Below are 22,641 nucleotides of genomic sequence, written 5' to 3' on the forward strand. Positions count from 1 at the left end.
CTTTGCGGATCTCCATCAACCCGGCCGACGCCCGGCCGATCTATGTCCAGATCATGGACGAGGTGCGACGCGCCCTGGTGGTGGGCGCGCTGCGGCCCGAGGACCCGCTGCCGTCCGTGCGCCAGCTCGCTTCGGACCTGCGGCTCAATCCCAACACCGTCGCCCAAGCGTATCGCGAGCTCGAACGTGAAGGCGTGGTCTACGTCCGCCGGGGCCAGGGCACCTTCGTGGGCGAGCGCGGCGCGGCGGGGGCCGAGCGTCAGCGTCTGGCCCGCGCCGTGGCCGAGCGCGCCCTGCTCGACGCCCACCGGCACGGCCTCAGCGCCGAGGACCTGGTCGAGGCGGTGCGCACGCTCGCGGCCGGCCAGGCCCAGCCCTCGACGGCGGACGCCTGATGATCGTCGCCCCCATTCTTTCTCGGAGACAGAGCATGCTCCCCACCTCGCTGGGCGAGGGTCCCTTCGCGGTCGCCACCCAAGGCCTGACTAAGCGCTACGCCCGCGAGCCGGCGCTGAACGGCGTCGATCTGCAGATCCCGGAAGGCGCGGTCTACGTGCTGGCCGGTCCGAACGGGGCCGGCAAGAGCACGCTGATCCGCAGCCTGCTCGGCCTGGCGCGGCCCGACGCGGGGCGGGCCACGGTCCTGGGCCTGGACCCGCGCACGTCCGGTCCGGAGGTGCGGGCGCGGACGGGCTACGTGCCGGAAGGGGCGGGGGGCGCCTACGGCTGGATGCGGGTCGGTCGCCTGCTCCAGCATCACGCGGCCTATTACGCGACCTGGGACCGCGACTACGCCGGGCGGCTGTCGCGAGCGCTGGACGTGCGGCCCGAGCGGCGCGTCGGCGCTCTGTCCAAGGGTCAGGTCCGACGGCTGCAGCTGGTGCTGGCCCTCGCCCACCGGCCGTCGCTGCTGCTGCTGGACGAGCCCACCGACGGCCTGGACCCGGCGGCGCGCGACGAGGCCCTGGGCCTCTTGTCCGAACACTTGGCCGACACCGGCGGCAGCGTCCTGATCTCCACTCACCTGCCGCACGAGGTCGACGGCCTGGCCGACCATCTCGGCGTGCTGCGCGGCGGCCGGCTGGTCGCCCAGGCCCCGCGCGAACGCCTGGAACGCATGCTGCGTGTCTATCGCGCCGAGGGACCCGACGGCTGGGTGGGCCCCGAGGACCTGTCCGGCGTGATCGACCGGCGCGCCGGCGTCGGTCGCGAGCTCCGCTGGACCGTCTGGGGCGAGGAGGGCGAGGTTGTCGCCCGGATCGCCGCGTCGGGCGGCGCCGTGCGCGACGTCGCCCGCTTGCCCTTTGAAGACTCCGTTCTCGCCCTGCTGCGCGCCAAGGAGGCGTCATGAGCCGTCCCCGTCCCACGCCGCTCGTCGCGGTCCTTTCCGAACAGGTGCGCGCCGTCGGCCTGTCCTTGCGGCCGGGCGCCGCCCTGCTGGCCGCCGTGCTCGCGCTCGTCACCGGCGTCGGCGCCTCCACTGCTCTGGGCGCCGGCCAGCCCCTCGATTTTCCGGACGAGGCGCGCCTGCTGATCGGCGCCCTCGGCTTCCTGCTGCCGTTCGCGGTCTGGCGCGGCGAGAAGCTGTTCGCCGGCGCATGGCTGTGGACCCTGCCGGTCGAACGCCGCACCCACGTGCTGGCCAAGGTCGCCGCCGGCTGGGTCTGGCTGATGCTGGCCGTGGGGCTCGTGGTCGCCTGGCTGGCGGGCCTGGCGCTCGGGACCGGCGGAGAGCTCGTCGCGACCGCCACGGGCACGATCGCCGACGCGCACGGGCGCATCACGGCCGTGCGCTGGACCGAGCCGGCCTGGGGCTTGGCCGCGCCCTTCACCATCGCGACGATCGGCTATCTCGTCGTCTCCGCCCTGGTGGTCGGATTGAAGCGACCGCTGTGGTGGATCGCCGGCGGGTTCCTGGCCGCCTGCGTCCTGATCGAGGTCCTGGACGCCGACCTGCCGCCCGCCCGGGTGCTGCTCGCCCCGTTCGGCTTCGTCCTGCCGAACCTGGCCTGGTGGGCGGCCGCGACCGCGGCCTGGACGAGCCTGGGCCTGCTAGCCGTCTGGCTCGCGGCCTCGCGGCACCGCGAAGGTTAGGCGCGGGGCCGTCCGAGGCCTCGCCCGCGTCAGGCGGGTCATCAGCACCTCGCGGCGCAGGGTGAAGCCCAGGGTCTCGTACAGCGCGATCGCGCCGGTGTTACTCGCGTAGGCGTGCAGGAACGGCGTCTCGCCACGCGCGAGGATCTTTCCCGCCACCAGCCGCATCAGCGCGCCGGCGTAGCCGCGCCCGCGGTGGTCGGGATGGGTGCAGACCCCGCTCACCTCGGTGAAGCCGTCCGGCTTCATCCGCTCCCCGGCCATGGCCACCAGCCGGCCGTCCAGCCGCACGCCGAAGAAGTCGCCCAGTTGGTGGGTCCGCTCGAAGAACGGGCCCGGCTGGGTGAGCGTCGCGAGCGCCAGCATTTCGGCCGCGTCCGTGTCGCCGAGCGGGATCATCTCGAAGTCCACGGCCGGCCCCTCGGTCAGCCGTTCGGACGTCATCTGCACCCCCAACTCCTGGGAAGCCACGGCCACGCCCGGCGCCTGCGGCGGCGCTTCGGGCTGCAGCAGGGCAACGTCGCCGTTGGCCGCCACCAGCGCGCCCAGCGCGGCCAGGCTGGCGTCGGAGGCGTCGCCCAGGGCCGCGAACACGCCGTAGGCGGGGTCGTAGCGGCGCGCGCCGCCTTCGACGACGGCGAGGTGGGCGTGGCGCCCGGTCAGGGCGGACCAGGCGCAGCGGTCGAGCGGATGGGCGGCGGTCATGCGCCGGAGATAGGCGCTCGCGGCCCTCCCGTCACGCTTGCGGTTCGCTTCAGCAGGACATCGACCGCGGCGCGCTGATCGAGCGGGTCGTCGGCGATCGGCAGGTCGGGCTCGACGTAGGCGGGCCTGGCCGCGCCCGAGGGCCGGTCGAGCACGAAGCGGGGATAGAACAGCACCAGGCCGGTCTTGGACAGGCGCAGGCTCTGGACCGCGCCGGACTGGCGGGTGCGGACCGCGCCGCCGACCCCGGCCACCCGGCCGAAGCCGTAGTCCTGCACCACGTTGCTGAACAGCACGGCGGACGAATAGGTCTGCGGCCCGACCAGCACGTAGACCTGCCCCTTGAAGCGCAGCGCCTCGGCCGGCTGCGGCGGCGTCTCGGACTCGATCTCGCCCGAGACCAACTGGCCGGCGACCTCGCCCGGCGCGCGGGGCTGCAGCACCCGCTTGATATAGTGCGAGCCGTGCCGGTAGGGCCGGCCGGCGATGTATAGGAGCAAGCCCTCACGCCAGTAGTCGTCGTCCCCGCCCCCGTTGCGGCGGAGGTCGACGACCAGCCGGTCCGCGCCCGCGGCGGCGATCCGCGCGAAGCAGTCCTGGGTGAAGGCCAGATACCGCGCCTTGTCGGGCCAGGCGAACGAACCGGCGGTCAGGACGGCGCCCCGCGGGCCCACTTCGCAACGAAAGGTGCGCTCGAAGCTGGCCTCGTCCTGCAGCAGGGCGGGCCTCTCGCGGCTGGCGGCGACGCGCAGGTGGCCGCCGCCGGCCAGGTCCAACTCGAACGCGGCCGGCGCGCCGTACAGCTTCGCGTAATAGAGCCACCAGCGCTGGGCCAGCAGGGCGGACCGGAAGGCCGGGGTATCGCCGTGCACGCGCGCTGACAAGGTCCGCACCACCTGGCCGGCGTCGCGTCCGTCGATGCGCCGGATGCGCCGGCCCGCGTACGGCGTCGGGCCGCCGCCCAGGGCCGAAGCGATCCGCACGGCGCCGTGAGCGTCGATGCTGACCTCGAACGGGAAGAAGGCGCCCCCTTCGGCGAGGGTACGTGCGCTTTCCTGGCGCCAGTCGGGCAGGCCGATGAAGAGATGCCCGCCCGCCAGCACGGGGTTGAGCTGCGCCAGGGCGGACCAGGCTTCCGTTCGGGTCATCGGACGGTCCAGCTGGCGCTCGATCCGCCGCGCGGCGCGCTCCAGCTCGGCCTTGCTGACGGAATGGGCCAGGTCCGGATGGTTCTGCTCGATGGTCTCGACCGCCAGCCGCAGGTCGGCCCGCAGGTCGGCGGGCGAGATCGGCGCCTCCTCCGCTGCGGCAGCGCTGCCGGCGAGGGCCGCGGCCAAGAGCGCCAAACCCAGTCGTTTGAAGAGATGCGCCTGCAAGATCGCCCCACGGCTCCGAGCGCGACGAGATTGCCAGCGCAGCGGCTTGTTGAAATAATAGGCATCAGTTTCAACAGGAGTCCACATGGCCGAGCCCTTCGTCAGGCGCGCCCTCCGCGATCCGGCGCAGATCCGGCTGCTGAGCTCGGCCGTGCGGCAGGAGATCGTGGACACCCTGGCGGCCCTGGGCGGCGAGGCGAGCGTCGCGGCCATGGCCGAGCATCTCGGTCGTCCGGCCGACGGCCTCTACTACCACCTGCGCGCCCTCCTGGACGGCGGGCTGGTGGAGGAGGTCCCCGCCGGCGACGAGGAGCGTCGTTACCGGCTGGCCGGCGAGGGCGACGGGCCGATCCGGTTGGCCTACGACCTCGGACCCCAGGGCAATCGGCGCGAGCTGGGCGCGTTCGCCCGCGCGCTCCTGCAGATCGCCGCCGAGGACTTCGAGGCGGCGCTGGCGGCGCCGGAGTCCGTGACCGAGGGACCGGCGCGCGAGCTCTGGGTTTCGCGCAACAAGGGCTGGCTCAGCAATGACGACCTGGAGGAAGCCTCGCGCCTGCTGGAACGGCTCAGCGAGCTGAGCAGCCAGCCGAAGGGACCCGGCCGCGAACGGCTGATGAGCTTCGCCTTCGCGCTGGCGCCGCTCAGCCCGCGTCCCCGGCGCCGCGGCAGGGCTGGATGAGGCGGCGCCTCCGGCCGCGGCCCGCCGCCGGACTTCGACCTCGCCAGGCGCCCGGCTCATCCTGGAGTTTCCGCTGAAGGCAGAGTGAGGCCGTCCGGATTGATCGCCGTCCGGGCGGGATTTATCGCGCCCGGATTGAACCGCCGCACGGCGGCGCTTGAGCTCGACGGGCCTACCTGACCCCGTGGTCGGAGTTTCCGGCCTGGGCCGACGGCCCGGCCCGGGGCACGGCGCGCACCTGAAGGATCGAAGTGATGTCCGTCGTGCTCCTGTTTCTCGCCCTGATGGCCGGTTCGACCGCCCTGATGCATTGGGTGATCGTCAGTTTCGGCTTCACCGGCATGACGGCGGTGCTGCTCATGTGGTCGGTCGGCCTGAGCGCGATGCTGGCGCTCAAGCTCATGCGCCAGGACCTCTCGAGCCTAGGCTGGAACTGGGGCCGCTCGCGCTACCACCTGATCGCCTTCGCCCTGCCGGTCGTTTACGGCGCCGTGACCTGTTTCAGCGCCGACCTGGCCGGCCTCGCGAGCTTCCCTAAGTTCGAAATGCTGGGCGAGATCGCCAGACAGCAGGGCTTCGGCCCGCTCGGCCCGACGCTGTCCGTCGTCGCGGTCATCCTGCTGGCGATGACCGCCGGCATGGTGAACAACATGGCCGCCGCGCTCGGCGAAGAGATCGGCTGGCGCGGGTTCCTGACGCCGCGGCTGACGACGATGCTCGGCTTCTTCGGCGCGACCCTGGTCACCGGCCTGCTTTGGGCGTCCTGGCACCTGCCGATCCTGATCTTCAGCGACTATAACGGCGGCGGCGAGAAGGCCTACGAGGTCGCCTCGTTCATGGTGATGATCACGGCGATGAGCGGAGCCGCCGCCTGGCTGCGCCTGCAATCCGGCAGCCTGTGGCCGGCGGTCACCTTCCACGCCTCGCACAACCTGTTCTTGCAGATGATCTTCGGCCCGATGACCACGCGCGGCGACAGCCCCGTCACCATGGTCGGCGAGTTCGGCGTCGTCACGGCGATCGTGTGCGTGATCGTCTGCCTGCCGTTCTGGGTGGCGGGCATACGGCGGCCGTGGCCGCCGAGGTGGTCGCCGGCCTAGGCGCTCGCAGCTGACGGCCGGACGCGTCGATCCCGGGCGGACGGGCTAACCGCCGCCCTACAGCCCCAGTCGCCGCGCCCGCCCGGCCACCGACAACAGCAGGCGTTCGACCAGCAGGCCGTCGGGCGAGCCGGCGGTCTTGCACTGGCGGTCGGCGTCCAGAACGTCGGGCTGCAGCAGATCGAGGTCGCCTGAGGTCCAGCTCTTGGCCTGGCGGAGGAACTCGCGCTCCTGCTTCCAAAACACGCCGCAGGCCTTGGCGGCCTCCTTGGCGTCCGCGCCGGCGGCGATCAGCACGTTAAAGCGGCGCAGCTTGTTCAGGTGGAGGCTGACCGCGCGCACGGCCATGACCGCGCTCTCGCCTTCCGCCAGGGCGCGGCGCAGGTGGGCCTGGGCGGGGCCCGGGCGTGCGCCGAAGGCGTCGAAGGCGGCGTCGAACAGGCTGGCTTCGGGCTCGACGCCCAGGTGCTGGGCCAGGTCGGCGGTGGTGGCGGTGCGGCCCGAGCCGGGGCCGAGGAACAGGGCCAGGCGCTCGATCTCCTGGCGGGCGACGCCCCGCTCCCGCGGCAGGCGGGCGACGAAGGTCTCCAGCGCGTCGGAGGCCAGGCTCAGCTGGTCGCGGGCCAGGGCCTCGCGGACCATGCGCGCCACGTCCCCGGTCTCGTCGTCGTAGACGGGGATGCAGGCGGCGGTCTTGGCGGACTCCGCCGCCTTGCGCAGCGCCGATGTGCGGTCCAGCGCCCCGGCCTCGACCAGGAAGAAGGCGTCCGGGTTGAGCGCGCCGTCGGCGTGGGCCTTCAGGGCCTCGGCGGCGGCCTTGTCGGGGGCGGACTTGTCGCCGGTCAGGCGCAGGCGAACCAGCCGCCGCCCGCCCATCAGCGACAGCGCTGTCAGCTCGCCTTCCAGCCGGCCGGGCTCGGAGTCGACGTCGGCCTCCGTCAGGACGGCGACGTCGAAGGGGTCGTTGGGGTCCTTGACCAGTTTCTTGGCGAGGCTGTCGGCGCGCTCGCGCACGCCGCCGCGGTCCTTGCCGTAGATCACGCAGGCGCGGAACTCGGGGCCGGGGCCGGCCAGGAAGCGGTCGACGTCCGGACGCTTGGACAGAATCATTGGGACAGGATCATCGGGCCAAGATCGTCACTGCTGGCCGGCGAAGAAGGTCGCGACGTCCGTCTTGATGAGCTGGGCCGCCTGCTGGGCGGCGCGGTTCTGGCTGTCTTCCTGGGCGATGATGCCGGCGTAGGGCTGGTTGGTCGCCGCGTAGGTGACGGTCACCGGCGTGTACTTCTGCATCAGCACCGCGCCGGTCTTCAGGTCGACCAGGGTGTAGTTCACGTCCACGTCCAGCTCGTAGCTGGTGGCGGTGTCGTTCAGGCGCAGGCCCCGCGGGTAGCGATGCTCGGCGAAGGTGATGGCCAGCCGGTACTGGGGCGCCTCCTGGCGGTCGCGGGCCAGCGCGTCTTCCAGGCTCTGGCGCATCAGGAAGGCCAGGCGCCCGTCGGCGACGTCGATCTGCGTGTGGCCGAGTTTCTCGACCACGCCCTTTTCCGCGTAAAGCGGCGTGAAGCCGGCGCAGCCGCCGGCCCCCGCCGTCAGCAGCGCCAGGGCCGCCGTCAAAGCCAAACCCCGACCGGTCATGCTGCTCACCCCGCCACGATGTTGACGATGCGGTCCTTGACCACGATCACCTTGCGGACCGTCTGACCCTCAAGGTGCCGCTTAACGGCCTCGTCGGAAAGAGCGATCTGCTCGACCTCGGCTTCGGGCAGGCCCGGGCGGACCCGAACCTCGGCCCGGCGCTTGCCGTTGATCTGCACCGGCAGCACCAGTTCCTGGTCGGCGGCCAGCTCCGGATCGAACTCCGGCCAGGGCGCGTCGACCGCCATGCCGCGCTCGCCCAGGCGGGCCCAGGCCTCTTCGGCCAGGTGCGGGACGATCGGGGCGACCAGACGGGCCAGCGCCGAGAGCGCCTCGCGGCGGGCGGCCGAGCCGGTCTGTTCGACCGGGGCGGACTTCACCGTGTTGACGAACTCGTAGAGCCGCGCGATCGCCGAGTTGAAGCGGAAGCCCTCGAAGCCTTCGGTGACCGCCTTGATCGCCTTGTGGGTGGCGCGGCGCAAATTCTGCGCGGCCTCCGGATCGGCGGGAGCGATCTCCTGCTCCCCAAGGGCGTCGAACTCGGCCCAGACGCGGTTGACGAAGCGCCAGGCGCCCTCGACCCCGCCGGAGGTCCACTGCACGTCCCGTTCGGGGGGGCTGTCGGACAGCACGAACAGACGGCCGGCGTCCACGCCGTAGGCGTCGAGGATTTCCTCGGGCGCGACCACGTTCTTCTTGGACTTCGACATCTTCTCGATGTCGCCGATCACCAGGATCTCGCCGGTCTCGGCGTGCTTGGCCACGCGCTTGCCGTCGACCGTCTCGAGCACGACCTGGGTCGGGTCGACCCAGCCGCCGTCAGGCTTCTTGTAGGTCTCGTGCGTGACCATGCCCTGGGTGAACAGGCCGGCGAACGGCTCGCGCACGCTCATGGCGCCCGCGTCGGTCAGGGCGCGGGTGATGAAGCGGGCGTAGAGCAGGTGCAGCACGGCGTGCTCCACGCCGCCGATGTATTGGTCGACCGCCAGCCAGTAGTCGGCCGCGGCCTTGTCGATCGGGTCGGCCGCCTTCGGGTTCGCGAAGCGGGCGAAGTACCAGGAGCTGTCGACGAAGGTGTCCAGCGTGTCGGTCTCGCGCTCGGCCTCGCCGCCGCAGGACGGGCACTTCACGTGCCGCCAGGTCGGGTGGCGCAGCAGCGGGTTGCCCGGCTGGTCGAAGGTGACGTCGTCCGGCAGCTCGACCGGCAGCTGCTCGGCCGGGACCGGCACCGGGCCGCAGCTCTTGCAGTGAATGATCGGGATCGGGCAGCCCCAGTAGCGCTGACGCGAAACGCCCCAGTCGTGCAGGCGATAGACCGTCGCGCCCTCGCCCAGGCCCAGGCTCTCGATCTTCTCGATCGCCGCAGCCTTGCCGGCCTCGACGTCCAGGCCGTCCAGGAACGCGGAGTTATAGAGCTTGCCCGGGCCGGTGTAGGCCTCGTCGCCCAGCTCGAACTCGGTCGGGTCGGTCCCCTCCGGCAGCACCACGGGGCGCACCGGCAGGTCGTACTTGCGGGCGAAGTCCAGGTCGCGCTGGTCGTGGGCCGGACAGGCGAAGATCGCGCCGGTGCCGTAGCCCATCAGGATGAAGTTCGCGATCCAGACCGGCAGCTTCCAGTTCGGGTCGAACGGGTGCTGGACGTACAGGCCGGTGAACACGCCCTTCTTCTCGGCGGTCTCGATCTCGGCCTCGGTCGCGCCGCCCTTGCGGCACTCCTCGACGAAGGCGGCCAGCTCGGGGTTCTGATTGGACAGCTGCTCGGCCAGCGGATGGTCGGCGGCGATGCCGACGAAGCTGGCGCCGTACAGGGTGTCGGGGCGGGTGGTGTAGACCTCCAGCCCCTTGTCGAAGCCGGCCGGGGCCGCGCCGTCGAACGGGAACGAGACCCGCGCGCCGCGGCTCTTGCCAATCCAGTTCTCCTGCATCAACCGGACCTTTTCCGGCCAGCGGTCCAGGCCCTTGAGGCCCTCGATCAGCTCGTCGGCGTAGTCGGTGATGCGCAGGAACCACTGGGTCAGCTTGCGCTTCTCGACCAGGGCGCCGGAGCGCCAGCCGCGGCCGTCGATCACCTGCTCGTTGGCCAGCACGGTGTTGTCGACCGGGTCCCAGTTGACCACGCTCTCCTTGCGGAAGACGAGGCCCTGGCGGAACAGCTCCAGGAACCAGGCCTGCTGGCGGCCGTAATAGTCCGGATCGCAGGTGGCGAATTCGCGCGACCAGTCGATCGACAGGCCCAGCAGCTTCAGCTGCGCGCGCATGTTGTCGATGTTCTGGTAGGTCCAGGCCTTCGGGTGGACGCCGCGCTCCATGGCGGCGTTCTCGGCCGGCATGCCGAAGGCGTCCCAGCCCATCGGATGCAGGACGTTGAAACCGCGGGCGCGCTTGAAGCGCGCCACCACGTCGCCCATCACGTAGTTGCGGGCGTGGCCCATGTGAATGTTCCCGGACGGATACGGGAACATCTCGAGCACGTAGTACTTGGGCTTGCCGGCCGCCTCTTCAGGCGAACGGGTGCGGAAAACGCCGTGGGCGTCCCAGGCGGAGCGCCACTTGGGCTCCACCTCTTTCGGATTGTAGCGGGCCATAAGGCCGAGGGTTTAGCCTCAGCCTCCGACGTTGGCCAGACGCAGTTGGCGCGCGCGCGTCAGGATGGCGTTTTCCATGTCGGTTTCGGTCTGGCTGGCCACCGCCGAGTCGACCCAGCCGCCCGAGGCGTCGCGAACCTGCTTGAACACGGACACGTTCAGGGCGTCGGCGCGCAGACGGGTGTCCAGGATGTAGACGGTCATCTTGAACCGCTCGTCCGGCTTTTCCGGGTTCACGTACCAGTCGGTGACGATCACGCCGCCCCACGGGTCGGCCGAGGCCAGGGGCATGAACGACAGGGTGTCCAGCGAGGCGCGCCACAGGTAGCTGTTGACGCCGATGCCGGCCTGGGCCTGCGAGCCGCCCTTCTTCGAGCCGCCGCCGAAGATGGAACCCAACGAGATGCCGCCGTCTTTTTCCTGGGTCTGGAAGCCGCCGCCGTTGGCGCTCGCGGTCTTGGCGCCCGACGTGTGCGAGCAGGCCGAAAGCGCAAGGCCGGAAGCGATCAGAGCGACCGACGCGAGGCGAGTGAACGACATCTTGGCGAACTCCGCTTCGAGGACCGTCCGCCGCCCCTTAGCGGGCAAGGGGACGGCGCTCGCCGAGCCCCCTTTACGGACCGTTATCCTCGTATAGCACGGTGGAGGCTGTATCTGACAAGAACAGATGACTCGCGTGGCGCGCGAGACACACACGACGACTCTTTCGCGTGGGAACCTTTGCCTTAACCACACGGTTCATTGACCCAGTGCGGTCGCGGCGTATATCGCAAACCAGAGGCTTCCCGTCAGGCTACTTGGCGGCGGCCTCCGATGGAGCGGATTGGGCTGATGGGACGCATGGCTCGCATGGCTGCGGTGGTCGCGGCGCTCGCTACGGCGAGCGTGGCCGCCCAGGCGCACGCGCAGACCGCCAAACCCAAGCCGCGCGCGGAAGCCCCGGCGGCCACCGCCTTCGCCTCCGACCAGAATTCCTGGGCTCCGAAGCCGCGCAAGTCCCTGCAATGGGCCGGCGGCGGCCGCTGGGCCCTGAACCTGGACGTCGACCAGCCCTCGACCCGTGATGTCGAGTGGAAGGACGTCGAGGCCGGCGCCTCGATCCGCATCACCCCGTCCCTCCGCCTCGGCGGTTCGGTCGGCCTGGGCGCCTCCAACGAAGATCCGCGCCGCGTGACTCCGGACGAAAAGCCGCAGCCGCGTGTGCGTCTGGAGACCACTTTCCGCTTCTGACGGAAAGCTCGGCCGGCCGTTTCGGCGGCGAAATACTCTCATAAATTGAGCTGCTTAAGGCGAAGGTCGGCCTGCGTCCTCGCGTCGCGTTCAGGGGGCGAACTCGGCGACAACCCCGTCGACCGCCGCGATCCCGGCCGCGCCCGTGCCGATCAGCGCCGGCGCGGTCGTCGCATCCACCCCGCCCAGCGCATAGACCGGCAAACGGGTCGAGGCGGTCAGCTCGGCGAAGCGCTCACGGCCCAGCACGGCGTGGCCCGAGGCGCTGCGGGTCGGAAACACCGGCGACAGCAGCACCGCGTCGACGCCGGCGGCCTGCGCCGAGCGCAGGGCGTCCGCGTCGTGCGCCGCGCCGGTGAGCAGCCAGTCGGGATGAGCGGCTCTCAGGGCCGGCGCCTCGGCCAGGGCGCGCTCGGGCAGGTGCACGCCGTGCGCGCCGCAGGCCTCCGCCAGGGCGGCGTCGGCGCCGATCAGCAGGGTCAGTCCCCGCGCCCGCGCGATCTCGGCCAGGGCGGCCGCCGTCGCGTCCGCTTCGGGGGCGCCGAAAGCCCGATAGATCACCCCCGCCCCGGCCGGCAGGCGGGCGGCCACGGCGGCCGGATCGGGGGTGCGGACCGGGTCGGTGACGAAGAAAAGCGGCGGCGGGGCTTCACCCCGACCCGCCGCGCGGCTTAAGGCTCGCGCCGTCGCCCACAGGCTTTCCGTCATGACCCAGCACGTCTCCGATCCCGTCGAAGCCTATCGCACGGTTCTGCGCCGCATCGAAAAGGCCGCCCGCCTGGCCGGCCGCGATCCGGCCGACGTCGCCCTGACCGCGGTCTCCAAGGAGCAGCCGTGGGAGGCGATCGCCCCGGTGCTGGAGGCCGGCCAGCGCGTGTTCGGCGAGAACCGCGTGCAGGAGGCGATCGCCCGCTGGGCGCCGGTGCGCCAGCCGGACCTGGAACTGCGCCTGATCGGCCCGTTGCAGTCCAACAAGGCCAAGGACGCGGTCGCCGTGTTCGACGTGATCGAGACCCTCGACCGCGAGAAGCTGGCCCAGGCCCTGGCCGACGAGATTCAGAAGCAGGGGCGCTCCCCTCGCCTCTACGTCCAGGTCAACACCGGCGAGGAGCCGCAGAAGGCCGGCGTCGCCCCGCACGAGGCCGACGCCTTCATCAGGCTGGCGCGCGAGACCTACGGCCTGAGCGTCGAGGGCCTGATGTGCATCCCGCCGGCCGAGGAAGAGCCGGCCATGCATTTTGCCCTGCTGGCCAAGATCGCCGCCCGCAACGGCGTGGCTAAGCTGTCCATGGGCATGAGCCACGACTACGAGACGGCGATCCGCTTCGGCGCGACGAACGTGCGCGTCGGCAGCGCCATCTTCGGGGCACGGCCGACGGCCTGACCCCTGCGGAACAGACCGGCGCGATTGAACACCGTTACGCTTGCGTCTAGGCAGGGCCGGTCGATTGCTCGTGAGCTTCCTATGTCCCGCCCGGTCGCCGGCCTCGTCACGTTCTTTCTGGTCGCGTTCGGCGGGTCCGGGCTGGGTTGGCTGCTGGTCACCGACGAGACCCTGAGGCTGTGGCTGCCGGCGCTGTTCGCCAGCCTGGCGGGCTTTGCGGCGGCGCTGGCCGAAGGCGGCTTCGGCGGCCTGCGGGCGTTCGCCGGCCGCGTCCTCGCCGTGAACCTGCGCTCGGTCCTCTACGCCCTGCTCGGGATCGCCATCCCCCTGGTGCTCGGCCTGGCCTTCCTGTTCTCCACGGGCGTCCCGCTCTCGGCCATGGACGGTTCGCCGCTGGCGATCCTGGGACTGACGCTCGGCGCGGCCTTGGTGAGCGGCCCTCTGGCCGAGGAGTTCGGCTGGCGCGGTTATCTGCAGCCCAAGCTGCTCGGCCGGTTCACGCCGTTCACCGCCGCTCTGCTGATCGGCGTGGTCTGGTGCGTCTGGCACCTTCCGCTCTACGGGGCCGCGGTGTTCGGCTCGCCGGCCACCGCCCTTCGCTTCCTCGCCTACCTGGTCGTGTGGTCGCTGTTCATGGCGGTGCTGGTTCAGCGTGCGGGCGGCGCCGTCTGGCCGGCGGTGGCCTTCCATTGGGCGGCCAACACCCACGCCGACGTCCTGCGCGTGCTGTTCCCGTCGGTGGACGGCGGTCTGCTGCCGGGCGGATCGAAATCCACCCTGTTCTACGCCGGCGCTGCGGTTCTCTTCGTCATCCTGAACCGCAAGTTCTTCTTCACCCGGCCGGTGACGGGTCAGGCCGGCGACGCCGCGGTCCCGGCCGCAGAGCCGTCGTCGGTCGCCTGACGCCTGATCAGACCTTGTCGAAGTCCACCACGATCGGCTCGACCCCGATCGCGGTCAGGAAGGCCAGGAAATCCTTGGGGGTGACGGCGGTGGTGGCGGTGTTGGTCATGGGGTGGAAGTTGACCAGCTCGGCGTCGATCAACCGTTGATCCACCACGAAGCGCACCCGCTTCTCGCGGTCGTTCAGCAGGGCGAAGGCGGTGACCGAGCCCGGGCGCACGCCCAGCACCTCGTAGAGCAGCTCCTCGCGCCCGAACGACAGCCGGTCCGAGCCGATCACATAGGGCAGGCGCTTGAGGTCGACGGTCGTGTCCTGGCGGGCCGAGACCAGCCAGATCTGCTGCTTCTTGTCCTTCAGGAACAGGTTCTTGGTGTGGGCGCCGGGCATGGAGGCCTTCAGCTCCAGCCCCTCCTCCACCCGAAAGACGGCCGGATGGTCGTGGGTGGTGTGGGCCACGCCGATCTGTTCGAGGAAGGCCAGGAAGGCGTCGCGGTCGGCGTGCGCGTGTTCGGGGGCTGGGACGGCGAGAACGTCGGACATGCGGGCTTTGACGGAGGCGGCTTCAGGCGGATAGGTGAGGGTCCAACTCTATAGCGCGCTTCGGACGTCGGAATGGAACTCGAGTGCTACCCCATGGGGCCGCGGCCGCCGGAACTGGTGCCGGGCCGGCCGAACCGGGACTGGATGGACGCCTTCGCCAGCCGCCATCCCTATCGCTGCCTGCCGCTGACCATGGCCAACACCACGGGCTGGGAGATGCTCTGCCCGATGAGCTTCACGGCCGAGTGGAACGGCGGGCCGACCCAGAACGACATCACCCTGACGCCGGACCGGCCGCATCCGGACTTCGCCCACTTCGCCCAGTCGCACTTCGCCGGCGGCGTGCTGACCATGCACCCCGGCTACATGTTCCGAACCCCGCCGGGCTGGCAGGTCTGGTGCGGCGGCTCGCCCAACCAGGTGAAGGACGGGATCCAGCCTTTGTCCGGCCTGATCGAGACCGACTGGCTGCCCTTCCCCTTCACCATGAACTGGAAGTTCACGCGCCCGGGCCGGGTGAAGTTCCAGAAGGGCGAAGCCTTCTGCTTCATCACCCTGGTCCAGCACCAGAAGATCGAGCAGTTCGAGCCGGTGATGAAGGTGATGGAGCGCGACCCGGTCCTGCAGGGCCAGTTCGAGGCCTGGAACCGGCAGCGCACCGAGTTCAACAAGCGGCTGGCCAAGGGCGACCCGGACACCGTGAAGGAGGCGTGGCAGCGCTTCTACTTCAAGGGCGAGCTGCCGGAAGACACCGGCCCGGCCCCGGCCGCCCACGTCAACAAGCGCCGGCTGAAGCCGGTGCGGCTGTTCTGATCCGACCCTGACGCCGAGCCCTTACTTCGGGCTCGGCAGCAGGACCCGCGGGCCCAGGTTGGTCATCACCTCGCGGGCGTCGAAGGCGTAATGGTCGTCGGCCGGCTTCTGGCCGCGGTGCATGAGGATCTCGGCCGAGGCTTCGTAGCGGTTGACCTCGCGCACGTCGTAGCTGGGCCAGCCCCAGCCCCACGGCGACCAGGCGCCGCCGTAGTTCCAGCGCCAGTACGGGCTCCAATACGGGCCCCAGCCGCCGTACCAGGGATCGGGCGAGCTGATGTAGCGGGTGTCGCGGTCGACCGCGCGGTTCACCACGGTGAAGTAGTCGTAGCCGTTCTGCACGGTCAGCTCGGCTGCGCGGTACAGCAGGTACATCTCCACGGTTTCGCGAGAGGTGACCGAGTTGCCGGAGAAGCTGACGGCCCAGCGGCCGTCCTCGATGCGCATGTCCGAGTAGCCGCGGCCGCCAGGCCCCGCGGCCGCCGGCTGGTACGGGGTCGCGGTCGCGCAGGCCGAAAGGGCCAGAGCGGCGAGCGCGACGGTCAGGATACGCTTCATGGCTGCTCTCCCGAGCGGAAGCTTCGCCCCTTATGCGAAGAAACACCTAGGAAAAACCCGCGTTCCCCGAAGGTCAACAGCCAAGCTCGATCAGCGGCCGGTGTCGACGTGGGCGACGACCGACATGCCCGGACTCAGCCGCTCGATCCCCGGCTGGCCGGGATCGATGGCGATGCGCACCGGGATGCGCTGGGCGACCTTGATGAAGTTGCCGGTGGCGTTGTCGGGGCGGATCACCGCGAACTCCGAGCCGGCGGCCGGCGAGATCTTCTCCACCTTGCCGGTCAGGGTCGCCCCGCCCAGGGCGTCGACGTTGAAGCGCACCGGCTGGCCGACCCGCATGTTCTTGATCTGGGCCTCCTTGAAGTTGGCGATCACCCAGACCCGGTCGGGAACCAGGGCCATCAGCTGGGTGCCGGCGGCGACCGACTGGCCCTGACGCACGCCGATCTCGCCCAGCGTCCCGGCCTGGGGCGCGACCACGCGGGTGTGGTCGAGGTCGATCTGGGCGAGGTGGAGCGCGGCGCGGGCGCTTTCTACCGCGGCCTGGAGCGTGCCCTCCCCGACCACGGCGGTGGTTACGCCGGTCTGGGCCACGCCGGTGGCGGCGTGGGCCTGCTGCAGGTTCGCCTCCGCCGAACGCAACGCGGCCTCGGCCGTATCGACCTGAGCCTGAGAGACCCAGCCGCCAGCCTTCAGGTCGCTCGCGCGCTTGGCGTCGGCCTGCGCCTTGGCCAGGGCGGCTTCGGCGGCGGCGACCCCGGAGCGGGCTTCGGCCACGCCGCCCTTGGCCGACGCCTGGGCCTGGGCGGAGTTGGCGAGCGCCGCCTCGGCCGAATGCAGATTGGCCTGGGCCTGCTCCACGCGCTGGCGGAAGATCTGGTCGTCGATGCGGGCCAAGAGCTGGCCTTCCTGCACCGTCTGGAAGTCGTGCACCGCCACCTCGGTGACGTAGCCGGCCACCTGCGGGCTGATCACCGTGACCTGGCCGCGGACATAGGCGTCGTTGGTGCTCTGCTCGGCCGAAGCGAACGGCGGCAGTCGCCAAGCGTAGAGCACCAGCAGCACGCCGGCGATCGCCACCAGCCCCAGCAGCACGCTCCACAGCACCCGCTTGCCCGGGACGCCGCCGCCGCCCGCGGGGCCTGCCGGCGCCTCCATCGGCGCGACGGGAGCGGGAGTCTGAGCCGGCGTGGGGGCCGGCGCGGGCGCGGGTTGGGGAGCGGGCGAATTGGATCGGGCGGCTTGGGTCATGGTCGTACTCGAAACGTAGAACGCGTCAGGCGGTCGCCGCGGCTCGCGCGGCCGCACGCGCCCGCCGGCGCGCACGCAGATAATTGAAGCTCACCCAGGCGCAGGTGAGCGCGGCGACGGCCGCGATGGTCAGGAAGACGTCGTTGTAGGCCAGCACGTGAGCCTGCTGGGTCAGCTGCTGGTACAGCAGGATGACGCCCTGGTTTTCGCGCAGAGCCGGGTCCAGCAGGACCCGCCCCTGGGCGGTGGCCAGTTGCTGCAACCGCCCGGCGGCCAGCGGATCGGCCAGGTCGACGTCCTGCACCAGGCGGGCGAAGTGGGCGCGCTGGCGCACGGTCTCGAGGCTGCCGACCAGGGCGCTGCCGGCCAGGCCGCCCACGTTCTGGACGATCGAGAACATCACGAAGAAGCTGATCACCAGGTGCGGCCCGCGCTTCAGCAGGTTGGCGAAGCCGGTCAGCAGGGCCGGCCCCAGGAACAGGGCGGCGGCGAAGGAGATCAGCGCCTGGCTGAAGAAGAGGTCGCGCGGCCGGGTCAGGGGCGTGGCGTGGCTGTCCAGGTAGGCCCCCACCGCGATCAGCGCCAGGGCCACGATGATCGGCTTCTGCAGCTTGTCCATGTTCAGGGTGAAGGCGGCGGTGGCCACCCCGCCGACGGTGGCGAAGAAGATCACCGTGAACAGGCCGTGCAATTGGTCCGGGTGCACGCCCATGGCGGTCAGGAAGCCGACCGCGCCGGCGGTCTGCTCGGACAGCACCACCCGCACCAGGAAGATCGAGAGGGCCAGGCGGATCATGTCGCCGCCGGTCAGCCAGCTGGTGTCGATCAGCGGGTGGGTGCGGTTGTGCTCGATGATCAGGGCGGCGGCGATCAGCACGATCGAGCCGGCCAGGGCCCAGCCGATCCAGGCGGCCTGCGTCCACCACAGCACCCGCCCCAGGCCCAGAGACGCGGTCAGCAGGGCCACGCCCGGCGCGAACAGGGCGAAGGTCAGGAAGTCGAGCGGACGGAAGGCCTTGACCCGCTGCGACGGCGGCAGCGGCAGGGCGAAGACGCAGGCCAGGCAGATCAGCGCCAGGCCGAGCTCGAGCAGGTAGAAGGCCTTCCAGTCGCCCAGATCCAGCACCTCGGTCGACATCAGTCGCGCGATCGGCGCGGTCAGGGTGGCCATGCTGATGCCGATCACCAGTCCCTTCAGCCGGTGGGCCGAGGGGAAGGCCTGCAGCAGGTAGAACACGCCGAGGGTCGACAGCCCGGCGGCGGCCATGCCGGCCACCGCGCGGGTGGCCAGCATGGAGCCGAAGCCGGTGAAGAACAGGTGGGCGGCCGAGAGCACGACCAGGGCGGTCAGGAAGATCTCGGTGAACAGCCTCAGGCCGTACTGCTGGCGGAACTTGATCAGCAGCAGGTTCATGCAGGCGTTGGTCATGACGAACACGACCGGGATCCAGGCGACCTCCGCCGGACCGACGCCGAGCGCGCCCTGCAGGTTGGCCTGGTTGGCGCTGATGAAGGCGGCGCCGAGGCTGGCGGTGACGCTGACCAGAAGGCCGATGACCGCGTAGGCGGCCCGCAGGGCGGGCGGGTGGTCCGGCGTAGCCGGCGACCCGGGCAGCAGCGGCCGCTCGTGCGGCTTCAGCCGCGCGAAATAGTCGTCCCAGGAGAACTCGGGGCCCCTCACGGCCGCACGCGCAGGCCGTCCAGCACCAGGGCGCGCCGGCGTTCGTCCATGCGGGCGTGCTCTTCGGCGCCGACGCCAGGGAAGCTGGCGCCCAGCACGGCGGCCAGCACGCGGATGTCGTCGGGCTGCAGGTCCGGCCGCACCAGGCCCGCGGCCTGGGCCCGGGCCAGCGGTTCGGCCCCGGCCCGGATCAGGGCCCGGCGCAGCGGCGCCAGGGCCTCGGGCGAGCGCTCGCTGTGCAGCACGTCGCGCAGGCCGGCGTTGCGCGCCAGCATGTCATTCAGCTGGTCGAGGAAGGCGAAGAACACTTCCGGCTCCTCGCCCTGGGCGCGGGTCCAGTCGGCCAGCCGCTCCATTTCGTCGACCAGCACGGCGATGGCCAGCTGCTTCCGCTCCGGGAAGTTGCGGTAGAGCGTGGCCCGCCCCACCCCGGCCCGCTCGGCGATCGCCTCCAGGGGGGCGTCCAGCCCTTGCGTCGAGAACACCTCATGGGCGGCGCGGAGGATGTCCTCGCGGCGGCGGGCGGCGTCCTGACGAAGCGGGCGGGGTGTCATGCGCCGCTAAGTGGACACGAGCGTCCACTTATTCAAGCGATTTGTTTGTCGCCCACCAGATTTTGTGATCGGGCGTCGGGTAGTCGCGATCCCAGCGGCCGCGGGAGCCCGCGCCGGTCGGCCAGGTAGCGCAGAATGGCCTTGGCGTCGTCGAGGTAGCGCAGGCCGTTTGCGACCTGCATGTCCTCGTCGTCGGGCGAACCTTCGGCCAGCACCAGCACCGGCGAGCCCGGATGGTCCTCGCCGAACAGCTCCGCGACGGGGCCGCGCGGACGGGGGAACGGCGCCGTGACGATGTCGAGGTCGTCGCGCACCTGCGGAAACCAGCCGAGGAAGCCCTCGACCATGGCGCACGGCGGGCAGAACCAGCGGAGCCCGTCCTTGTCGATGTCGTGGGGAAGCAGGAAGAGTCTGTCTTTGGCCATGCAGCCTTTTAGCCCGTGATCCCGGCCGCGGGGAGCGCCCGAGATCGCGGGATCACGCCGCCATCGCCGCCCGGGCGGTCCCCGCGTCGACGCCCAGGGCCGCCCCGGCGATCGTCGCGGCGAGTTGCGCCGGCGTGAAGGGCTTTTCCAGGACGGCCCAAGGCGCGCCGCACAGCTCGGCCGACCAGCTCGCTGCGTCGCCCGTGCAGAGCACGATGGGCAGGTGCGGGTGGCGGGCCTGTGCGCGCCGCGCCAGTTCGACGCCGTTGATGCCGGGCATCCGGATGTCGCTGAGCAACAGGTCGAAGGTGGCGGCCTCGAGCAGTTCCAGCGCCGAGTCCGCTCCTTCCACGCGCACGGCGCGGCACCCCAGATCCTCCAGGACCTCCTGGGTGATCATGCCGACCAGCGCGTCGTCGTCGACGACGAGAACGCGCAAGACGCCTTGGGCTTCCATCGTGCAGCTCCTTCTGAGCGACCGAGCGCGCACACGCGCGCCGTAAATCAGGAATGCGGGGCGGGCGCTCCGTGGCGTTCCGCCAGGTAGCGGGTGATTGCTTGGGGGTCGTCCAGGCGCCGGCGGCCGCCGAGCACCTTCATCTCCGGAACGTCGCGCGCGTCCTCGCTCATCACCAGCAGCGGACAGCCCGGGTGGTCGTCGCCGAGCAGCTCGGCCATCGGGCTGGGGGGGCGCGGAAAGTCGACGTAAACCAGATCGACTTCGGCGCGGACGTGCGGGAACCAGTCGAGAAAGCCGGCCACGGCGGCGGAGGGCGGACAGAACCAGCGCCGGCCGGCGTCTTCGAAGTCTGGCTGGAGCAGGAACAGCCGATCTATCGTCATGCGGCGCATCTAGCGCGCCCGCGGTCGCGTGGGCTGGCGCCAGGCGACGAAAGCGCCTGGATCCGCGACGAAACCTACTGCAGCCGTCCGAGCTCCCGGACCGTGCGCACTCGGGCCGGAGCGACGACGCCGACGTAGGAGACCCTGACCGAGTGGATCACCGCGTCGATCTCGCGGCGCCAGAACTCCAGGAACCGGCGCACTCGCGGGAACTCGGGGGCCTCGTCCAGCGTCTGCCACAGGAACTCCTGCAGCAGCGCCGGATGGTCCGGCATGTAGTAGGTGATCTCGGCGGTGGTCAGCCGACGGCCGGCGAGTTGTTCCCGAAACTCCGTGTTCACGACGCGCTCCTGCGCTCTGCGACGACGCCCCTTGCGTGAAGAGGCTCCCACGTCCATAACGCGCCCGCAATCGGAAAAGCTTCGTAAAAACAAAGTATTAGCAGCACGGCGACGCGGCTGCTGCCGCCAGGGGAAGCCGGTGGATCTGGACGAGGAAGCCGGAGCACGGCGCGAGGCCGTCTTCACCGAGATCTGGCGCGACAACGCCTGGGGCGGCGCGGAATCCCGCTCGGGGCCCGGCTCGGGCGTGGCGCGCACCGAACCCTTCCGCGCGGCGCTGGAGGCCTTCCTGGCGCGGGTGCGGCCCCGGCTGGTCTACGACGCGCCCTGCGGCGACTGGTGCTGGATGCGCCACGTGCGGCTGCCCGAAGGGACAGCCTACCTTGGGGCCGACATCGTCGCCCCGATGATCGCCGAGCTGGACGCGCGCGACGCGCGGCCCGGGGTGGCCTTCAAGGTGGCCGACGTGGTGGCGACCGATCCGCCGGCGGGGGCGGACGTCTGGCTGTGCCGGGAGTCGCTGTTTCACCTGAGCCTGGCCGACGCCGTGCGGGTGGTGGAGCGCTGGCGCGCCTCGAAGGTCGAGTGGTTCCTGGCGACCACGACGCCGACGGTCGGCCTCAACGAGGAGATGACGACCGGCGGCTGGCGGCGGCTGAACCTGGCCCTGGCGCCCTTCCCGCTCGGCCGGCCGCTCGAGGTGCTGCCCGACGCCGCCCCGGCCGATCCGGCCAAGGTGGTGGGCGTCTGGCGGCGGACGTGAGAGCGCCTACTCGCGGGTCAGGATCAGGATCGAGGCGGTCAGCAGCAGCACGCCTACGACGACCGCGAAGCCGCGCCGGAACTTCGGCTCGCTCATGCGCTCCGACAGGGCCGCGCCGCCCAGGCCGTAGGCGCTCATGGACATGACGTCCATGCCGATGGTGGCGGCCGCGAACATCACGAGCTGCGGCGCGACGGGCCGGTTCACGTCGAGGAACGGCGGCAGGACGGCGGTGAAGAACAGGATCACCTTGGGGTTGGCGATCTGCACGGTGAAGCCGTCGCGGAAGGCGCTCTGGCCGAGCTTCACCGTCGCGTGCGCGGCCCCGGCCTCGTTCTTCCAGGCGGCCCACAGCGATTTCAGGCCCAGCCAGGCGACGTAGAGCCCGCCCAGCACGGCCACGACCTTGAACACCTCGGGGAAGGCCACGACCAGGGCGCCCAGGCCCAGCGCCGCGCCGCAGAACCAGACCAGGGTCGCGCTGTTCAGGCCGGCCACGCCCACCAGGGCGGCGGCCTTGCCCTTCTCCACCCCGGTGGCGACCGCGAAGATGTTGGCCGGGCCGGGGGTGACCGCCATCACCGCCATGGCGACCAGGAAGGCGGAGTAGCGGGCGGGATCGACGGGCAGGACCATGGCCGCGGTTCATAACTGCGTCGCCGCGCGGCGTCAGCCCGTCAGAACGCCGCCGCCCGATCGTTTGGACCGGGCGGCGGGTCGTCTGCGGCTCAGTCTCTGACCGTCACGGTCTCGCACTCGATTTCGCCGGTTTCGCAGAGCGCCTTCAGGCGGGCGGCCTCGCGCTTCACGGCCTCGATCTGCGGACGCATGGCCTCGACCTCGCGACGCGCGGCTTCGGCCGCCTCACGGCCGGCCAGGGCCTGGGCGCGCGCCTGATCGCGGATGCGGGCGATCTCTTCCGAGGAGATGCGAGTGCGCACCAGCTCGGCGCGGATCTTCGCGGCTTCGGCGCGGGTGATCACGGCCTCGCGGCGGATCGCGGCCGTTTCGCGCAACTCGGCGACGGCGGCGTCCAGGGCCGCGCGGGCTTCGGCCAGCGACGCCCGGATCTCGACCGCGCTCGGAACCGGCGGGGCCGGAGGCGCGGGCGGAGCGGGGGGCGCGGGCGGGGCGGCCAGGGCCGGAAGCGCCGGCAAGGCGGGCAGTGCGGCGG

At 71.2% G+C, this 22,641-nt stretch carries 27 protein-coding genes and 1 pseudogene; 10 read left to right on the forward strand and 18 right to left on the reverse strand.

What is annotated here, in order from left to right:
- The first annotated feature begins 2 nt into the window (after window positions 1-2).
- The 3 genes from H8B08_RS16540 to H8B08_RS16550 are packed head-to-tail and all read left to right on the forward strand — an operon-like array spanning window position 3 to window position 2,094.
- Complete coding sequence (locus tag H8B08_RS16540) at window positions 3-395, forward strand: GntR family transcriptional regulator (protein WP_187451295.1); 393 nt, start codon at window positions 3-5, stop codon at window positions 393-395.
- 35 nt (window positions 396-430) lie between these two features.
- A complete protein-coding gene (locus tag H8B08_RS16545; RefSeq protein WP_187451296.1) occupies window positions 431-1,351 on the forward strand; it encodes an ABC transporter ATP-binding protein in 921 nt (306 codons plus the stop codon).
- The gene (locus tag H8B08_RS16550; protein ID WP_187451297.1) at window positions 1,348-2,094 is read left to right on the forward strand and encodes a hypothetical protein; all 747 of its coding nucleotides are present in this window, start codon (window positions 1,348-1,350) and stop codon (window positions 2,092-2,094) included. Before H8B08_RS16545 ends, H8B08_RS16550 begins: the two co-directional genes overlap by 4 nt.
- Here the strand turns inward: H8B08_RS16550 and H8B08_RS16555 are convergent.
- Entirely contained in the window at window positions 2,053-2,799 is a 747-nt protein-coding gene (locus H8B08_RS16555) for a GNAT family N-acetyltransferase (protein ID WP_187451298.1), read from the reverse strand. The two genes, H8B08_RS16550 and H8B08_RS16555, sit on opposite strands and share 42 nt — an antisense overlap.
- Window positions 2,796-4,136 (reverse strand): S41 family peptidase, encoded by a 1,341-nt coding sequence (locus H8B08_RS16560; RefSeq protein WP_187451299.1) that lies wholly within the window; start codon window positions 4,134-4,136, stop codon window positions 2,796-2,798. The genes H8B08_RS16555 and H8B08_RS16560 overlap by 4 nt, the downstream gene beginning before the upstream one ends.
- A 124-nt stretch (window positions 4,137-4,260) precedes the next feature.
- Between H8B08_RS16560 and H8B08_RS16565 the strand changes: the two genes are divergently transcribed.
- Both H8B08_RS16565 and H8B08_RS16570 read left to right on the forward strand, forming a co-directional pair.
- Complete coding sequence (locus tag H8B08_RS16565; RefSeq protein ID WP_187451300.1) at window positions 4,261-4,854, forward strand: helix-turn-helix domain-containing protein; 594 nt, start codon at window positions 4,261-4,263, stop codon at window positions 4,852-4,854.
- Between the two features lie 254 nt (window positions 4,855-5,108).
- Window positions 5,109-5,954, forward strand: a complete 846-nt coding sequence (locus tag H8B08_RS16570) for a CPBP family intramembrane glutamic endopeptidase (protein WP_187451301.1) — start codon at window positions 5,109-5,111, stop codon at window positions 5,952-5,954.
- Between the two features lie 57 nt (window positions 5,955-6,011).
- On the opposite strand, the gene holA is transcribed toward H8B08_RS16570, so the two are convergent.
- Genes holA through H8B08_RS16590 form a run of 4 tightly spaced genes read right to left on the reverse strand, consistent with a single transcriptional unit; the run spans window position 6,012 to window position 10,717 of the window.
- The gene (holA, locus tag H8B08_RS16575; protein ID WP_187451302.1) at window positions 6,012-7,064 is read right to left on the reverse strand and encodes a DNA polymerase III subunit delta; all 1,053 of its coding nucleotides are present in this window, start codon (window positions 7,062-7,064) and stop codon (window positions 6,012-6,014) included.
- A 27-nt stretch (window positions 7,065-7,091) separates the two neighbouring features.
- Window positions 7,092-7,592 carry an LPS assembly lipoprotein LptE gene (gene lptE / locus H8B08_RS16580; RefSeq protein ID WP_187451303.1) on the reverse strand — a complete coding sequence of 167 codons (501 nt, stop codon included), beginning with the start codon at window positions 7,590-7,592 and terminating at the stop codon, window positions 7,092-7,094.
- Between the two features lie 5 nt (window positions 7,593-7,597).
- Window positions 7,598-10,177 carry a leucine--tRNA ligase gene (leuS, locus tag H8B08_RS16585; protein WP_187451304.1) on the reverse strand — a complete coding sequence of 860 codons (2,580 nt, stop codon included), beginning with the start codon at window positions 10,175-10,177 and terminating at the stop codon, window positions 7,598-7,600.
- An 18-nt stretch (window positions 10,178-10,195) separates the two neighbouring features.
- Window positions 10,196-10,717 (reverse strand): DUF3576 domain-containing protein, encoded by a 522-nt coding sequence (locus H8B08_RS16590; RefSeq protein ID WP_187451305.1) that lies wholly within the window; start codon window positions 10,715-10,717, stop codon window positions 10,196-10,198.
- Between the two features lie 291 nt (window positions 10,718-11,008).
- On the opposite strand from H8B08_RS16590, the gene H8B08_RS16595 reads away from it, so the two are divergent.
- On the forward strand, window positions 11,009-11,407 hold the full coding sequence (locus H8B08_RS16595; protein WP_187451306.1) for an NtrZ family periplasmic regulatory protein: 399 nt from the start codon (window positions 11,009-11,011) through the stop codon (window positions 11,405-11,407).
- A gap of 90 nt (window positions 11,408-11,497) precedes the next feature.
- Here the strand turns inward: H8B08_RS16595 and H8B08_RS16600 are convergent, their stop codons facing one another.
- Window positions 11,498-12,115, reverse strand: a complete 618-nt coding sequence (locus H8B08_RS16600; protein ID WP_187451307.1) for a thiamine phosphate synthase — start codon at window positions 12,113-12,115, stop codon at window positions 11,498-11,500.
- Here H8B08_RS16600 and H8B08_RS16605 point away from each other — a divergent pair.
- Together H8B08_RS16605 and H8B08_RS16610 are read left to right on the forward strand one after the other, a co-directional pair.
- A complete protein-coding gene (locus H8B08_RS16605) occupies window positions 12,114-12,791 on the forward strand; it encodes a YggS family pyridoxal phosphate-dependent enzyme (protein WP_187451308.1) in 678 nt (225 codons plus the stop codon). The genes H8B08_RS16600 and H8B08_RS16605 overlap by 2 nt on opposite strands.
- An 81-nt stretch (window positions 12,792-12,872) precedes the next feature.
- Complete coding sequence (locus H8B08_RS16610) at window positions 12,873-13,694, forward strand: CPBP family intramembrane glutamic endopeptidase (protein WP_187451309.1); 822 nt, start codon at window positions 12,873-12,875, stop codon at window positions 13,692-13,694.
- Window positions 13,695-13,701: 7 nt separating this feature from the next.
- Here H8B08_RS16610 and H8B08_RS16615 read toward each other — a convergent pair whose 3' ends face one another.
- The gene (locus H8B08_RS16615; RefSeq protein ID WP_187451310.1) at window positions 13,702-14,235 is read right to left on the reverse strand and encodes a prolyl-tRNA synthetase associated domain-containing protein; all 534 of its coding nucleotides are present in this window, start codon (window positions 14,233-14,235) and stop codon (window positions 13,702-13,704) included.
- 72 nt (window positions 14,236-14,307) lie between these two features.
- Here H8B08_RS16615 and H8B08_RS16620 point away from each other — a divergent pair, with 72 nt between their 5' ends.
- Window positions 14,308-15,048: a DUF6065 family protein gene (locus H8B08_RS16620; RefSeq protein WP_187451311.1), complete on the forward strand. Its 741-nt coding sequence runs from the start codon at window positions 14,308-14,310 to the stop codon at window positions 15,046-15,048.
- 21 nt (window positions 15,049-15,069) lie between these two features.
- Here the strand turns inward: H8B08_RS16620 and H8B08_RS16625 are convergent, their stop codons facing one another.
- From H8B08_RS16625 to H8B08_RS16660, 8 genes are all read right to left on the reverse strand, one after another.
- Window positions 15,070-15,606, reverse strand: coding sequence for a hypothetical protein (locus tag H8B08_RS16625; RefSeq protein WP_187451312.1), 537 nt, complete (start codon window positions 15,604-15,606; stop codon window positions 15,070-15,072).
- A 90-nt stretch (window positions 15,607-15,696) separates the two neighbouring features.
- Window positions 15,697-16,860 (reverse strand): HlyD family secretion protein, encoded by a 1,164-nt coding sequence (locus tag H8B08_RS16630; protein ID WP_187451313.1) that lies wholly within the window; start codon window positions 16,858-16,860, stop codon window positions 15,697-15,699.
- A 25-nt stretch (window positions 16,861-16,885) separates the two neighbouring features.
- A complete protein-coding gene (locus tag H8B08_RS16635) occupies window positions 16,886-18,541 on the reverse strand; it encodes an MFS transporter (RefSeq protein WP_187451314.1) in 1,656 nt (551 codons plus the stop codon).
- Window positions 18,538-19,095 (reverse strand): TetR/AcrR family transcriptional regulator, encoded by a 558-nt coding sequence (locus tag H8B08_RS16640; protein ID WP_187451315.1) that lies wholly within the window; start codon window positions 19,093-19,095, stop codon window positions 18,538-18,540. Before H8B08_RS16640 ends, H8B08_RS16635 begins: the two co-directional genes overlap by 4 nt.
- 32 nt (window positions 19,096-19,127) lie before the next feature.
- Complete coding sequence (locus H8B08_RS16645) at window positions 19,128-19,520, reverse strand: DUF3088 family protein (RefSeq protein WP_187451316.1); 393 nt, start codon at window positions 19,518-19,520, stop codon at window positions 19,128-19,130.
- A gap of 52 nt (window positions 19,521-19,572) precedes the next feature.
- Window positions 19,573-19,977, reverse strand: coding sequence for a response regulator (locus H8B08_RS16650; RefSeq protein ID WP_187451317.1), 405 nt, complete (start codon window positions 19,975-19,977; stop codon window positions 19,573-19,575).
- 47 nt (window positions 19,978-20,024) lie between these two features.
- Complete coding sequence (locus tag H8B08_RS16655) at window positions 20,025-20,363, reverse strand: DUF3088 family protein (protein WP_187451318.1); 339 nt, start codon at window positions 20,361-20,363, stop codon at window positions 20,025-20,027.
- 74 nt (window positions 20,364-20,437) lie between these two features.
- A complete protein-coding gene (locus H8B08_RS16660) occupies window positions 20,438-20,704 on the reverse strand; it encodes a protein usg (RefSeq protein ID WP_346427404.1) in 267 nt (88 codons plus the stop codon).
- Window positions 20,705-20,843: 139 nt separating this feature from the next.
- On the opposite strand from H8B08_RS16660, the gene H8B08_RS16665 reads away from it, so the two are divergent.
- Complete coding sequence (locus tag H8B08_RS16665; protein ID WP_187451320.1) at window positions 20,844-21,467, forward strand: class I SAM-dependent methyltransferase; 624 nt, start codon at window positions 20,844-20,846, stop codon at window positions 21,465-21,467.
- A gap of 6 nt (window positions 21,468-21,473) precedes the next feature.
- Here the strand turns inward: H8B08_RS16665 and H8B08_RS16670 are convergent, their stop codons facing one another.
- Together H8B08_RS16670 and H8B08_RS16675 are read right to left on the reverse strand one after the other, a co-directional pair.
- A complete protein-coding gene (locus tag H8B08_RS16670; protein ID WP_187451321.1) occupies window positions 21,474-22,103 on the reverse strand; it encodes a LysE family translocator in 630 nt (209 codons plus the stop codon).
- Between the two features lie 92 nt (window positions 22,104-22,195).
- Window positions 22,196-22,641, reverse strand: a pseudogene (locus H8B08_RS16675) (hypothetical protein); the annotation flags it as partial.

This window comes from Caulobacter sp. 17J80-11, from assembly GCF_014349105.1.
Classification (GTDB): Bacteria; Pseudomonadota; Alphaproteobacteria; order Caulobacterales; family Caulobacteraceae; genus 17J80-11.

Bases quoted from the DNA above. Each gene is read 5' to 3' on its own strand.
- H8B08_RS16545 (WP_187451296.1), top strand. From the start codon at position 431: ATGCTCCCCACCTCGCTGGGCGAGGGTCCCTTCGCGGTCGCCACCCAA.
- H8B08_RS16550 (WP_187451297.1), top strand. From the start codon at position 1,348: ATGAGCCGTCCCCGTCCCACGCCGCTCGTCGCGGTCCTTTCCGAACAG.
- H8B08_RS16555 (WP_187451298.1), bottom strand. From the start codon at position 2,799: ATGACCGCCGCCCATCCGCTCGACCGCTGCGCCTGGTCCGCCCTGACC.
- H8B08_RS16565 (WP_187451300.1), top strand. From the start codon at position 4,261: ATGGCCGAGCCCTTCGTCAGGCGCGCCCTCCGCGATCCGGCGCAGATC.
- H8B08_RS16570 (WP_187451301.1), top strand. From the start codon at position 5,109: ATGTCCGTCGTGCTCCTGTTTCTCGCCCTGATGGCCGGTTCGACCGCC.
- holA (WP_187451302.1), bottom strand. From the start codon at position 7,064: ATGATTCTGTCCAAGCGTCCGGACGTCGACCGCTTCCTGGCCGGCCCC.
- lptE (WP_187451303.1), bottom strand. From the start codon at position 7,592: ATGACCGGTCGGGGTTTGGCTTTGACGGCGGCCCTGGCGCTGCTGACG.
- leuS (WP_187451304.1), bottom strand. From the start codon at position 10,177: ATGGCCCGCTACAATCCGAAAGAGGTGGAGCCCAAGTGGCGCTCCGCC.
- H8B08_RS16590 (WP_187451305.1), bottom strand. From the start codon at position 10,717: ATGTCGTTCACTCGCCTCGCGTCGGTCGCTCTGATCGCTTCCGGCCTT.
- H8B08_RS16595 (WP_187451306.1), top strand. From the start codon at position 11,009: ATGGGACGCATGGCTCGCATGGCTGCGGTGGTCGCGGCGCTCGCTACG.
- H8B08_RS16605 (WP_187451308.1), top strand. From the start codon at position 12,114: ATGACCCAGCACGTCTCCGATCCCGTCGAAGCCTATCGCACGGTTCTG.
- H8B08_RS16600 (WP_187451307.1), bottom strand. From the start codon at position 12,115: ATGACGGAAAGCCTGTGGGCGACGGCGCGAGCCTTAAGCCGCGCGGCG.
- H8B08_RS16610 (WP_187451309.1), top strand. From the start codon at position 12,873: ATGTCCCGCCCGGTCGCCGGCCTCGTCACGTTCTTTCTGGTCGCGTTC.
- H8B08_RS16615 (WP_187451310.1), bottom strand. From the start codon at position 14,235: ATGTCCGACGTTCTCGCCGTCCCAGCCCCCGAACACGCGCACGCCGAC.
- H8B08_RS16620 (WP_187451311.1), top strand. From the start codon at position 14,308: ATGGAACTCGAGTGCTACCCCATGGGGCCGCGGCCGCCGGAACTGGTG.
- H8B08_RS16625 (WP_187451312.1), bottom strand. From the start codon at position 15,606: ATGAAGCGTATCCTGACCGTCGCGCTCGCCGCTCTGGCCCTTTCGGCC.
- H8B08_RS16630 (WP_187451313.1), bottom strand. From the start codon at position 16,860: ATGACCCAAGCCGCCCGATCCAATTCGCCCGCTCCCCAACCCGCGCCC.
- H8B08_RS16640 (WP_187451315.1), bottom strand. From the start codon at position 19,095: ATGACACCCCGCCCGCTTCGTCAGGACGCCGCCCGCCGCCGCGAGGAC.
- H8B08_RS16645 (WP_187451316.1), bottom strand. From the start codon at position 19,520: ATGGCCAAAGACAGACTCTTCCTGCTTCCCCACGACATCGACAAGGAC.
- H8B08_RS16650 (WP_187451317.1), bottom strand. From the start codon at position 19,977: ATGGAAGCCCAAGGCGTCTTGCGCGTTCTCGTCGTCGACGACGACGCG.
- H8B08_RS16655 (WP_187451318.1), bottom strand. From the start codon at position 20,363: ATGACGATAGATCGGCTGTTCCTGCTCCAGCCAGACTTCGAAGACGCC.
- H8B08_RS16670 (WP_187451321.1), bottom strand. From the start codon at position 22,103: ATGGTCCTGCCCGTCGATCCCGCCCGCTACTCCGCCTTCCTGGTCGCC.